General features: G+C 70.8%; 13 protein-coding genes and 1 tRNA gene. 4 read left to right on the plus strand and 10 right to left on the minus strand.

What is annotated here, in order from left to right; all coding sequences use genetic code 11:
• Window positions 1-104: 104 nt before the first annotated feature.
• The 3 genes from RMN98_RS15795 to RMN98_RS15805 are packed head-to-tail and all read right to left on the minus strand — an operon-like array spanning window position 105 to window position 3,182.
• Window positions 105-1,313 (minus strand): bifunctional RNase H/acid phosphatase, encoded by a 1,209-nt coding sequence (locus RMN98_RS15795; protein WP_309649771.1) that lies wholly within the window; start codon window positions 1,311-1,313, stop codon window positions 105-107.
• On the minus strand, window positions 1,310-2,014 hold the full coding sequence (locus RMN98_RS15800; RefSeq protein WP_309649772.1) for a C4-type zinc ribbon domain-containing protein: 705 nt from the start codon (window positions 2,012-2,014) through the stop codon (window positions 1,310-1,312). The genes RMN98_RS15795 and RMN98_RS15800 overlap by 4 nt, the downstream gene beginning before the upstream one ends.
• 49 nt (window positions 2,015-2,063) lie before the next feature.
• Complete coding sequence (locus tag RMN98_RS15805) at window positions 2,064-3,182, minus strand: Nif3-like dinuclear metal center hexameric protein (protein WP_309649773.1); 1,119 nt, start codon at window positions 3,180-3,182, stop codon at window positions 2,064-2,066.
• Between the two features lie 61 nt (window positions 3,183-3,243).
• Here RMN98_RS15805 and RMN98_RS15810 point away from each other — a divergent pair, with 61 nt between their 5' ends.
• Window positions 3,244-3,558 carry an antibiotic biosynthesis monooxygenase gene (locus RMN98_RS15810; protein ID WP_309649774.1) on the plus strand — a complete coding sequence of 105 codons (315 nt, stop codon included), beginning with the start codon at window positions 3,244-3,246 and terminating at the stop codon, window positions 3,556-3,558.
• Between the two features lie 70 nt (window positions 3,559-3,628).
• Here RMN98_RS15810 and RMN98_RS15815 read toward each other — a convergent pair whose 3' ends face one another.
• The gene (locus tag RMN98_RS15815) at window positions 3,629-5,197 is read right to left on the minus strand and encodes an AMP-binding protein (RefSeq protein WP_309649775.1); all 1,569 of its coding nucleotides are present in this window, start codon (window positions 5,195-5,197) and stop codon (window positions 3,629-3,631) included.
• A 179-nt stretch (window positions 5,198-5,376) separates the two neighbouring features.
• Here RMN98_RS15815 and RMN98_RS15820 point away from each other — a divergent pair, with 179 nt between their 5' ends.
• From RMN98_RS15820 to RMN98_RS15830, 3 genes are read left to right on the plus strand one after another with little or no spacing between them, the layout of a single operon-like run.
• Window positions 5,377-5,757, plus strand: coding sequence for a hypothetical protein (locus RMN98_RS15820; protein ID WP_309649776.1), 381 nt, complete (start codon window positions 5,377-5,379; stop codon window positions 5,755-5,757).
• Window positions 5,729-7,234 (plus strand): ATP-binding protein, encoded by a 1,506-nt coding sequence (locus RMN98_RS15825; protein ID WP_309649777.1) that lies wholly within the window; start codon window positions 5,729-5,731, stop codon window positions 7,232-7,234. Before RMN98_RS15820 ends, RMN98_RS15825 begins: the two co-directional genes overlap by 29 nt.
• Window positions 7,219-7,890 (plus strand): response regulator transcription factor, encoded by a 672-nt coding sequence (locus tag RMN98_RS15830; protein WP_309649778.1) that lies wholly within the window; start codon window positions 7,219-7,221, stop codon window positions 7,888-7,890. The genes RMN98_RS15825 and RMN98_RS15830 overlap by 16 nt, the downstream gene beginning before the upstream one ends.
• Here RMN98_RS15830 and RMN98_RS15835 read toward each other — a convergent pair.
• The 6 genes from RMN98_RS15835 to RMN98_RS15860 all read right to left on the minus strand — a co-directional run bounded on the left by RMN98_RS15835 (window position 7,880) and on the right by RMN98_RS15860 (window position 11,636).
• Entirely contained in the window at window positions 7,880-8,761 is an 882-nt protein-coding gene (locus RMN98_RS15835) for a serine/threonine-protein kinase (RefSeq protein ID WP_309649779.1), read from the minus strand. The genes RMN98_RS15830 and RMN98_RS15835 overlap by 11 nt on opposite strands.
• Before the next feature lie 58 nt (window positions 8,762-8,819).
• Window positions 8,820-9,224, minus strand: coding sequence for a hypothetical protein (locus RMN98_RS15840; protein ID WP_309649780.1), 405 nt, complete (start codon window positions 9,222-9,224; stop codon window positions 8,820-8,822).
• A gap of 176 nt (window positions 9,225-9,400) precedes the next feature.
• Window positions 9,401-9,736 (minus strand): hypothetical protein, encoded by a 336-nt coding sequence (locus RMN98_RS15845; RefSeq protein ID WP_309649781.1) that lies wholly within the window; start codon window positions 9,734-9,736, stop codon window positions 9,401-9,403.
• Between the two features lie 65 nt (window positions 9,737-9,801).
• Window positions 9,802-11,190, minus strand: a complete 1,389-nt coding sequence (locus tag RMN98_RS15850; RefSeq protein ID WP_309649782.1) for a DUF4331 domain-containing protein — start codon at window positions 11,188-11,190, stop codon at window positions 9,802-9,804.
• Window positions 11,191-11,192: 2 nt separating this feature from the next.
• Window positions 11,193-11,447: a hypothetical protein gene (locus RMN98_RS15855; protein ID WP_309649783.1), complete on the minus strand. Its 255-nt coding sequence runs from the start codon at window positions 11,445-11,447 to the stop codon at window positions 11,193-11,195.
• Window positions 11,448-11,564: 117 nt separating this feature from the next.
• Window positions 11,565-11,636, minus strand: a tRNA-Val gene (locus tag RMN98_RS15860).
• Window positions 11,637-11,757: the final 121 nt, after the last annotated feature.

Here is an 11,757-nt window from a genome sequence, read left to right on the forward strand (position 1 = left end):
CCCGCGCCGGCCCGCGCCCCGCCCCCCCCCCTGTGCCCCCCCGCGGGGGCGGGCGGTGGCGGCGCTTGTCCCCCGCCCTCCCCCCCACCCCCCCCCGACTCGGCCTACCAGCGGGTGGGGTCCGCGAACGCGTCGCGTGCCGGTGGCAGGGCGTTGTAGAGCCGCATCGACGTGCGCGGCTCGTCCCCGTCGGCCCCTCCGCCGAAGAAGGACACGACTGTCACCGACGCCGGGGTCAGCTCCATGCGGAAGACCGCGTCGAGCGGCGCGTTGACGGCGTGCGAGACCAGCGTCTTGATCGGCGTCACGTGGCTCACGACCACCACGGTCTTGCCCGCGTGCTCCGCGAGGACCCGCTGGAGGCCGGCGAGGACCCGCTCCTCGACGATCCGGAACGACTCGCCACCCTCGGGAGCCGCGTCGAGGGAGCCGAGCCAGGCGTCGAGCATCTCGGGGTGCGCCTTCGCGACCTCGCCGAAGGTCATGCCGTCCCAGATCCCGAACTCCATCTCCGCGAAGCCCGGCTCCTCCACGAGGCCTGCGCCCAGGACCTCCGCGACGATCTCCGCCGACTCCCGGGTGCGGCGTACGGGTGAGGCGATGACGACGGCGACCTTCTCGGCGATCGGTGCCAGCCACTCGGCCGTGGTGCGCACCTGCTCGCGACCCTCGTCGCTCAACGGCGGGTTGGCGCTCGCCAGGCCGCCGGAGAAGCGCTTCTCGACGGTGTGGGCGGTGACGCCGTGGCGCACCAGGATCAGGGTGGTCGGCTCGTGCGACGTCGCCGACCAGCCGCGCGCCTGGGCCTGCATCGAGGCCGGCGGGTCGCCCGCCGCGGCCGCGGCCGGGCTCTCGATCTCCTCGATCAGCGAGTCCTCGACGGCGACCGTGACGCCGTCGCGCACCCCGTCCATGGCCTCGTTGGCGAGCCGGTCGGCGTGCTTGTTCTGCTCCCGCGGGATCCAGGTGTACGACGTGCCCGCAGGCGCGAGCGCGGCCGCCTCCGCCGCGAGGGGCCGCATGTCGGGGTGCTTGATCTTCCAGCGACCCGACATCTGCTCGACGACGAGCTTGGAGTCCATGCGGACCTCGATCTCGGCGCCGGCTGCGTGGTCACGCGCCAGGCGCAGGCCGGCGATCAGCCCGGAGTACTCCGCGACGTTGTTGGTCGCACGCCCGATCGTGCTGCCCTCCTCGGCGAGGACCCGGTCGGTGTCGGCGTCACGCAGGACCGCGCCGTAGCCGGCCGGTCCCGGGTTGCCGCGCGAGCCTCCGTCGGCCTCGATGACGACCCGGCGTACCGACTCGGTCACAGCCCGGACTCGCCCGTGCGCACGAGGATGCGCGTGCACTCCTCACAGCGGACGACCTCGTTGCTGGGCTTGGCGCGGATGATCGCGAGCTCGGCGTTGTCGATGGTGAGCTGGCACCCGGTGCACCGGCGCTGGCGCAGCTCGGCGGCGCCGACACCACCCTTGGTGGTGCGCAGCCGCTCGTAGAGCGCCAGCAGGTCCTCGGGCATGCCCTCCAGCGCCGGCGCCCGCTTGGCCACGACCTCGGCGAGCTCGGCGTCGATCGCGGCGGCCTTCTCGTCGCGCGCGGTGCTGAGCTCGGCGAGGCGGGCCTCGGCCTCCTGCACCTGCCCGGTGAGGACGGTCAGCCGGGTCTGCGCCTCCTCGAGCTGCTCCATGACCTCCATCTCCTCGTCCTCGAGCGTCGCGATGCGACGGTCGAGGGAGACCAGCTCGTGCTGCATGCGCTCGAGGTCCTTGGGGTTGGAGATCTGGCCCGAGTCCATGCGGTCACGGTCACGCGTGCGGCGGGTCCTGACCGACTCGACGTCGGCGTCGGCCTTGACCTGCGCCGCCGTCAGGTCGTCGACGACGATCTGGGCATCGCGCATCTGGTCGACCAGCTCGCCACGCGACTGCGTGAGCGCGGTGATGTCCGCGAGCTCGGGCAGGTGGGTGCGCTGGTGGCGCAGCTGGTCGACCTGGGCGTCGAGCGCCTGCACGTCGAGCAGCTTCAGTTGGGCGAACGGGTCGGCTTTCAGCGTGTGCTCCTCAGAGACGGAAGTTCCAGGGGTCGGTGGCGGTCGTGCTCACCCGGGTGCCCACCGTATCGCCCAGCGCCGCGAGCACCCGAGCCTCCACCACCGGCAGCCAGGTCCACTCGGCCGCCCAGTGCGCGACGTCCACCAGCGCCGGCCCCTCCTGCTCGAGGAACTCACCCGCCGGGTGGTGCCTGAGGTCGCTGGTGACGTAGACGTCGGCATCGGTGCGCAGCACGTCACCGAGCAGGAAGTCACCCGCCCCGCCGCACACCGCCACCCGTCGTACGACGCGGTCGGGGTCACCCGCGACGCGCACCCCGTGGGCCGTGGCGGGCAGTGCCGCGGCGACGGTCTCGGCGAACGCACCCAACGTCGTCTCCGCCACGGTGCCGATGCGCGCGGTGCCCGTCCTGGTGTCCCCGTGGTCCGCGAGCTCGATGACGTCGTAGGCCGGCTCCTCGTAGGGGTGCACCTCGGTCAGTGCCGCGATGGCCCGGCGACGGAGACCTCGCTCGATGACCACCTCCACCCGCTCCTCGGCGACGACCTCGGGCCGCCCGACGGTCCCGATGGCCGGCGTCGCACCGGCCGTCGGTCGGAAGCGGCCCTTGCCCTCGCTCGAGAACGACGCGTGCTCGTAGTCACCGATGCGCCCGGCGCCGACCGCGGCGAGTGCGTGCCGCACCGCCTGAGCCGCCTCGACGGGGACGAAGACGGTGAGCTTGTCGAGCGGGGTCGAGCCACCCGGGAGGATCGGCGCCAGGTCGGTCAGGCCGAGGGCGTGGGCCAAGGCCTCCGAGACACCGCCGACGGCGCGGTCGGCGTTGGTGTGCGCGGTGAGCAGCGCGCAGCCACCAGCGACGAGCGTCGACAGGGTCCGACCCTTGGCCGTCGTGGCGGCGAAGCCGTGCACCGGCTTGAGGAAGAGCGGGTGGTGCACGACCAGCAGGTCGGCGCCCCATGCCACGGCCTCACGGGCCACCTCGATCGTCGGGTCGACGGCGAACATCACCTTCGCGACCTCGGCCTCCGGGTCGCCGTGGACGAGACCGACGGCGTCCCAGGAGTCGGCGGTCCCCGGTGGGTACCAGCCGTGCAGCAGGTCGACGACGTCCCTCAGTGCTGGCATGCCGGTGAGGGTAGCGGCCGACCGGGACGAGACGGACCGCCTGCTCAGTAGGCTCGGCGTCATGCCCGTCGTGAAGATCAACGCCATCTCCGTCCCTCCGCACGCCAAGGACGAGCTCGAGGAGCGGTTCGCCGCGCGGGCCCACACCGTCGACGGCTCGCCGGGCTTCCTCGGCTTCCAGCTGCTGCGGCCGGTCGCCGGTGAGGAGCGCTACTTCGTCGTGACCCAGTGGGAGGACGAGGAGTCCTTCGCCGCGTGGCGCGACGGCTCGGCGGCCGCGGCCCACGCTGGCCAGCCCGGTGAGCGCCCCCAGCCCGTCTCCAGCGGCGCGGACCTGCTGGAGTTCGAGGTCGTGCTCGACGTCATGCCGGGCTGAGGCCGCCGCCGGACGTCATGCGAGGCGAGGCGTCGACTCCTCGCCTCGCATGACGTTGCCGCGCCCGGCCCTAGTTGACCTGGCGCTCGTAACCCTCCCAGTAGGGGGCCCGGAGCTTGAACTTCTGCAGCTTGCCGGTCGCCGTGCGCGCCAGCGCCTCGCGGAACTCCACGGAGGTGGGCGCCTTGTAGCCGGCCGCCTTGTCCTTGCACCACGCGATCAGCTCGGCCTCGGTGACCTGCTCCCCCGGTGCCAGCACGACGAGAGCCTTGATGGTCTCGCCCCACCGCTCGCTGGGCACGCCGATGACGGCGACCTCGGCCACCGCCCGGTGGGAGAAGAGCACGTCCTCGACCTCGATCGAGGAGACGTTCTCGCCGCCGGTGATGATGACGTCCTTCTTGCGATCCTGGAGCGTGAGGTAGCCGTCGTCGCCGACGACCCCGCCGTCACCGGTGTGGAACCAGCCGTCGCGCAGCGCGGTCGCGCTCTCCTCCGGCTGCTCCCAGTAACCCTCGAGCACCACGTTGGAGCGCGCGAGCACCTCACCGGCACCCTCGGGCGACTCGTCGGTCATCAGTCGTACGCCGAGGGCGGGCGCGCCGGCGCGGACGAGCTTCTGGGCACGCTCCTCGGGCGGGAGGTCGTCCCACTCCGCACGGGTCCGGTTGATGGTGAGCAGCGGCGAGGTCTCGGTGAGTCCGTAGATCTGGATGAACTCCCAGCCGAGCTCCTCCTGCACGCGCACCACGGTCCTCGTGGGCGGCGGTGCACCGGCCATGATGATGCGGACCTTGTCGCGGCCGGGGATCTCGCCCTCCCAGTCCTGGGCTGCCTCGAGCACTGCGGCCGCGACGGCCGGGGCCGCGCACATGACCGTGACGCCGTGCTTCTCCACGCGGCGCAGGATCTCGGCGCCGTCGATCTTGCGGATGACGACCTGCTTGACGCCCAGGCCGGTCATCGCGAAGGGCATGCCCCACCCGTTGGCATGGAACATCGGCAGCGTGTGCAGGTAGACGTCGCGGTCGGTCACCGCGGTGTGCATCGCGAAGGTGACGGCGTTGGTCCAGATGTTGCGATGGGTGATCTGCACGCCCTTGGGGCGCGCCGTCGTTCCCGAGGTGTAGTTGATGCAGGCGGTCGCGTTCTCGTCGGGCTCCCACGGAACCGGGTCGGGTCCCCCGTCCTCGGGAGCGGCGGCGTAGAGGTCGTCGTCCGCGCCGATGACGAAACGGAACTCCGCCTCCACCCCCGCGAGAGCCTCGTCGAGCTCGGGGTCCACCACGAGCACCCGGGCACCGGAGTGCTCGACGATGTAGCTGACCTCGTCGGGACGCAGCCGGAAGTTGACCGGCACCAGGACCCGGCCGGAGCCGGCGACGCCGAAGAACGCGGTGAGCAGGCGCGAGCTGTTGTGGCTGACGAAGGCCACCCGCTCGCCCACGCCGATGCCCAGCTGGTCGAGCTTGGCGGCCTGGCGGCGCGCGAGGGCGCCGATCTCGGCGTAGGTGAGACCGCCCTCCGCGTCGCCCAGGGGGCGGGCCGGCTGGTCGGGCTCGTCGACGGCACCGATGCGGTCGCCATAGACCTGGACGGCTCGGTCGATGAAGTCGTTGACACTGAACGGGACGATCAATGAGGCCTCCTCTGTGACGGGTGCCACTGTAGTGAGGCCCACGTTGCCTCGCGGTTGCCCCCACGACCCGATCGCCGAGCGGGATCTCCGGAGCGCCCAACGGTCACGCGACGCCTGCATGAGAGTCCTCTCATGGAGGTCTCACCCGGGACCCACGATCGAGGGCCAGGGTGAACCCCATGAGCACGGTCGCGAAGTTCCTCGTCGGTCTGGCCCTCGTCCTACCCATGACGGGATACGTCGTCGGGTCGCTGGTGTCATCCTCGGCCCGCGAGCCCGACCGGCGCGACCCGGTGATCGTCAAGGACGTGCGAGAGCAGTCCCCCGTCGACGACGGCCCTGCGCCGTCCCCGAGGCCCTCCCCCGGGCTCGGACAGGGCAGCGGCGCGAACAGCAAGGGTGACGGCGACCAGGACGATGACCCCGACGTCGACCAGAATGGCATCACCGTCGTGAAGCCCGAGACCGACCGCCCGGACGACGACGGGGACGATGACCGGGACGGCGACGACGACGGGGACGACGACCGCGATGACAGGACCGACACTGACGACGACTGAGCGCGGCCGCCAGGGCGGCTCCTTCGCACGCATCTCGGTCCGCACCCGCATCACCGCCGTCATCGCCCTGCTCAGCACCGCGGCCATGGCCGGCGCCGGCATCCTGGTCTACACGTTGGAGTCCGCTCGCATCGAGCGCCAGACGAGCGAGCAGATCGACCAGGAGATCGCGGAGTTCCGCAGGCTCCAGGGCGGCGACGACCCCGAGACCGGGGAGGCGTTCACCGACGTGGGCCGGCTGCTCGACCTCTTCCTGCGTCGCAACGTCCCGGACGACGACGAGATCCTCCTCGCCTACACCGACGCCGCCGACGAGCCCTCCCGCACGGTGAACCGCAACGCAGAGGAGTTCCTCACCGAGCCGGGCTACGAGGCGGCGGTCACCGAGCTCTTCGACGAGGGCGGCACCGAGGTCCTCGCGTCCGACGCGTTCGGCGAGGTCTGGGTGACGGTCCTGCCCGTGGTCAACGAGACCACGCAGGGGTCGCTGGTCATCGTGAGCTTCCTCGCCGACGAGCACGACGAGATCAACCAGACGATGCAGACCTACGCGATCGTCGCCCTGCTGTCCCTCGGGCTGCTGGTGCTGCTGGCGAGCACCCAGTCGGGCCGGCTCCTCGCGCCGCTGCGCACGCTGCGGGAGACCGCCAGCGACATCACCGCGACCGACCTGTCCCGGCGCATCCCCGAGCAGGGCAACGACGACATCACCGCCTTGACCCGCACCTTCAACGTGATGCTCGACCGCCTCGAGGGCGGCTTCGTCACCCAGCGCCAGTTCCTCGACGACGCCGGGCACGAGCTCAAGACCCCGCTCACGGTCCTGCGCGGCCACCTCGAGCTCCTCGACGCCAGTAGTCCCGAGGACGTCGACGAGACCCGCGCCCTGCTCCTGGAGGAGGTGGACCGCATGGCCCGCCTCGTGGGTGACCTCATCCTGCTGGCCAAGACCAGCCGGCCGGACTTCGTCACCACCGGTCCGACCGACGTCGCCGCTCTCACCGAGACCACGCTGTCCAAGGCGCGAGCGCTCGGAGAGCGCACCTGGGTCCTCGACGCGACCGCCGAGGTGAGGGCGGACCTGGACGAGCAGCGGGTGACCCAGGCGCTCCTGCAGCTGTGCGACAACGCCGTCAAGCACACCGGCCCCGGTGACACGGTCGCCCTCGGGTCGTCGTACGACGAGGGCCGCGTGCGGCTGTGGGTCCGCGACACCGGCCCCGGGGTGCCGGTCGCCGACCGCGAGCAGATCTTCGAGCGCTTCGGGCGCAGCGTGGTCCCCGACGGCGACGAGGGGTTCGGGCTCGGCCTCTCCATCGTCCGCGCGATCGCCCTCGCCCACGGCGGCTCCGTCTGCGTCGAGGAGGCCGAGCCTCCTGGCGCCCGCTTCGTCCTCTCCCTGCCCGCACGCACCGACGCGTCGGGACCCGTCACCACGACCCAGACCATGGAGGTGCCCCTGTGGCCCGGATCCTGATCGTCGAGGACGAGGCGCGCATCGCCTCGTTCGTCTCCAAGGGCCTGCGGGCCGAGGGACACCAGACAGTCGTCGCGGTCGACGGGCGCCAGGGCCTCGACCAGGCGCTCAGCGGCGACTTCGACCTGATGGTGCTCGACATCGGCCTGCCCGGCATCGACGGCTTCGAGGTGCTGGACCAGCTGCGCTCGCAGGGCTCACGGATGCCCGTGATCGTCCTGACGGCCCGGGACTCGGTCACCGACACGGTCTCGGCGCTCGAAGGAGGCGCTGACGACTACATGCCCAAGCCCTTCCGCTTCGCCGAGCTCATGGCCCGGGTGCGGCTCCGCCTACGCCAGTCCAACAGCGGCGACCGTGCCGCGGCGACGGAGGCGCTGGAGGCGGGCGGGGTGCGGCTGGACCTGCGCACCCGGCGCGCGACGGTCGGTGACAAGGAGGTCGACCTGTCGGCCCGGGAGTTCGCGCTGGCCGAGATCTTCATGCTCAACCCCGGTCAGGTGCTCTCCCGCGAGCAGCTGCTCGACCACGTCTGGGGCTACGACTTCGACCCCGGGTCCAACGTCGTCGACGTCTACGTCGGCTACCTGCGCCGCAAGTTCGGCTCGGCCTCGATCGTGACGGTGCGCGGGATGGGCTACCGCTTCAGCGCTTGACCTTGAAGGTCAGCTGCGGCGCAGGCTGGGCCGCCATCGCCGGCTCCAGGGCTGCCGCGAGCTCGTGCGGCTCGGGGCGCGCGGCCGGGTCGGGCTCGAGGCACGCGTAGATGGTCTTCGCGACGTCGGCGGGCACCTTCGCGGGGAGCTCGTGGGGCTTCTCGACGAGCTGGGGGAAGCGCAGCGAGGGGTCCTCGGAGTCCCGGTCGCCCTCGTCGAACGCGCGAAAGCCCGCGACCGCCTCGAACAGGGTCGCGCCGATGCCCCACACGTCGCTGGCGTAGCCCGGTGTCCGGGCGCCGGTCGGGTCGCACTGCTCGGGTGACATGTAGAAGTCGGTCCCGATGGTGCCGGTGAGCTCGGCCGCGCGGTGCGCAGGGCGGGCCACCGAGAGGTCGATGAGGCGCGCCGGGGCGCCCATGATGATGTTGCTGGGCTTGATGTCGAGGTGCACCACGTCCACGTGGCGGAAGTAGTGCAGCGCCGAGGCGATGTCGAGCGCCAGCGGGAGGTACTGCTGGGGCTGCAGCGGCCCGTAGCGCCGGATGAGCGACGACAGGCGCGGCCCGTCGATGTGCTCCAGCACCACGTGCGGGCGCTCCCCCTCGAGCTCGTGCCGCAACCGCCGCACCACCACCGGATGGTTCACCTGGTCCAGCGCAGCGACCTCCCGCTCGAGGCCACGCAGGGTGGCCTCGTCGTGGAGCTCGTTGGGCCGGACGACCTTGACGACGACGGGGGCGTAGGTGATCTCGTCGAAGGCCAGGTAGGCCTCGTAGGCCGATCCCCCGCCGAGCAGCCGCATCGCGGTCAGCTCGGGGGTGATCGCGTCACCTTCGTGGAAGTGCCAGCGCTCGTCGTCGTGCTTCATGGTCGGCTCCGGTGATGGTGGTGGTGCGGTGGGCGGTCGGTCACGAGTCGGTCATACGTCAGCCGCGCGTGTTGTTGCGCGAACGGTCGTTGGTCTGGTTCTGCGACCAGTCGACCTTGCGCTGGCCCGGGCCGTCGGTCGTCCAGTCGCGCTTCTGCTTCGAGTAGCTGTTGTCGCGACCCGAGCGGCTGCCGGTGCGGCTGTTGTCACGCGACCCGGTGTTGTCCCGGCCGGTCCGGGTGTTGTCGTCGCGGCTGCCGGTGTTGGAGACGGCACTGCGCGCGTTGCGGTCGACGGTGTCGTCGTCGTCATCGTCGTTGACGAGCACCACGTCCGGGGTGTCGTCGTCGCGCTTGAGGAGCTGGTCGCCGGCCGTGGCCGCGCTCAGTGGCAGCGCCAGGAGGCCGGTGGTGACGAGACCGGCGACGCCCAGGGTGCCGACGCGGAGGGTGGTGATCTTCATGATGGTTCCTATCGTCCGAGTGGTGTTCTGCTGACGACGAAGACTCTGGCCGTCAGCCGTGAGCGCACCATGAGGTCGAGATGAGACCACTCTCACCGGGCGACCGCACCTCGGCCCGCCCCGGACGCGACGAGACCCCGACCCATCAGATGGGTCGGGGTCTCGTCGTTCTCGTGTCAGTGCGGCCAGTCCGCGGAGGCGACCTCTCCACCACGGATCTCGACCACGAGGCGCACGTCGTTGCTGCCCTTCTCGAACAGCTCGTAGGTGCCCTCGACCAGCTCGGGGAACACCAGTGACGGCAGCTCCCCTCCCTCCACGGGCCGCCGGATGACGGCGACGTGGGGGCGGTGCCCGTGCCCGTGTCCGTGCCCGTGTCCATGACCGTGGTCATGGTCGTGGGCGGTGTCGACCGGCTCCGCACCTTCCGGGGCGATCTCCACCTCGAGCCCGGCCATGTCGGCCGGCATCGTCACCACGAGGGCGCCGATGTCACCCCCGATGTCCAGCATGACCGCCGAGCCTTGGCCGGCATGCGGGTTCTCCGGGGAGTCGAACGGACGGGGCGCGGGCTCGGTCACGACGCCTCGGTCGTCCCCGGCACGGTCTGGTAGCCACCACCGGGCAGCCCCAGGAACGGGAAGACGTTCGGCGGCTGCGGGTTCTCGTCCGACGTGCCGTCGGAGACGGCGTTGACCGCACCGTCGACCTCGTAGGACGGGTCCACCAGCGGGATCGTCAGACCGGCGACGGCGCGCAGCTCGATGGTCACGACGTCGTCACCCACCCGGCGGCCGTTGGGGAAGCCGGCAGCGTCACCGGCGACCAGGCCCAACGGGTTCTGGTCGGCGGGCGCGGTCGGAGGAACCGCCAGGTTCAGGCGCAGCATGTCGGCCTGCACCGGTCCTGTGAAGTTCTGGAAGCCGGGCACGACGCCCTCGGGGATCCCCGTCATGAGGATCGCGTTCAGGTCCGCACGCGGCTTGGTGTAGGCCGCGAGGTTCGGGAACGCACCCGGGTAGAGCGCCGGCAGGAGACCGGCGAGCTCGGGACGGTTGACGTACTTGGTGTACTTCGCGTCGTTGCTCGGCGGGGCGGCGTTCCACGAGTCCTTCTCGGCCATCGGGACGATGACCTCGTTGAACAGCGGGTTGCCCAGGCGCGAGACCTGCACGTAGGGACCGTTGTCGACGTACTTGCCGGCCTTGGAGTTGTAGACGCGACCCTTGCGACGGCTCGCGGTGGCCCAGACGCCGATGACGGCCTTGGGGTCCATGACGTCGGTCGGTCGCACGTTGTTGCGGGTCAGCTCCCGGACCGGGACCTGCAGCGCGATCGTGTGCACGTTGTAGGACTGCACCGAGTTGACCCCACCCATGTTGGGCATGGAGATCACGTGCGCCTCGTTGAGCGGACGCAGGGCCCCGAGGTCGAAGATGCTGCCCAGGTCGACGTGGAACGCGTCGGCGCGCTGGCCGGCGTAGACGTCGCGGGTGCCGCCCTTGAGCTTGTGAATGGCCTGCTTGGTGAGCTTGGCGAAGTCCGGCGTGCTGCGGACGCCGACGTTGACCGGCGGGCAGGGCAGGTTGCGACCCAGAACTTCCTTGCGGCCGTTCTTGATGCGGGTCACGGTGTAGTACTGCGGACGGTTCCAGTTCGGCGAGTCGATGTCCTCGATCGGGCCGGTGTTGTAGAGGAAGGTCTTGGGGTTGCGGATCTTCGTCGTGAACTTGAACTGGTAGCGGATGTCCGAGGTCGCCTTGCCCTTGTTGGACACGTGGATCTCGTACAGCACGTCGTCGCCGAACTCGTAGAAGTTCGGTCCGCCGTCCGGCTTCTGGAGCGGGATGAAGTTGGCGATGAGGACAGCCTTCGCCGGGTTGTTCGGGTTGACGAACGCGTAGACGTCCGTGCCGTCAGCGACCGGGTCCTTGGAGATTTCCGGTGCTTCTCTGTGGGACGACATCTCTACTTGCCTCCTGCGGCGTTGAGGATGCGGGTGACGAGGTCGCGGTCGTTGATGACGACCTCACGCTCGCCGACGAGGAGCACGAGCTCACTCCCGCGGTGGTTGTCGACGACGGCGACGACGCGCTCCTGCGCGCGCCCCGCCTTGGGCTTGGCTTCTGCTGCGCTGGCGCTCTTGGCCGTCAGCCCGACTGTGGTGGCTGCTGCTCCCGCGCCGGCAACTGCCAGCAACTTCCGTCTGCTCGTCTCGTTCATAGAACGCGCCTCCAGGCAATCCGTGGGCGCCTCGGGGTGAGGCGCACCACAAGGGGTTCGGCGCGGGGACGACAGCGGATTGGGGAATCCGGGATGGATCTTGGGAAGTGGACCCGGTGGGCGCAGAGGGGATCGAACCCCCGACCACCTCGTTGTAAGCGAGGGGCTCTACCGCTGAGCTATACGCCCGTTGCTCGAAGCGGGCAGAACACTACGGGACGTCGACCCAGGCCACCCAACGCGCCCGGGACGCTGTCGGCCAACCCCCTGAAATGAGTCGAACCGCTGGCGTCTCGGGTCACCAGCGGTT

This window comes from Nocardioides sp., from assembly GCF_031397825.1.
GTDB lineage: Bacteria > Actinomycetota > Actinomycetes > Propionibacteriales > Nocardioidaceae > Nocardioides.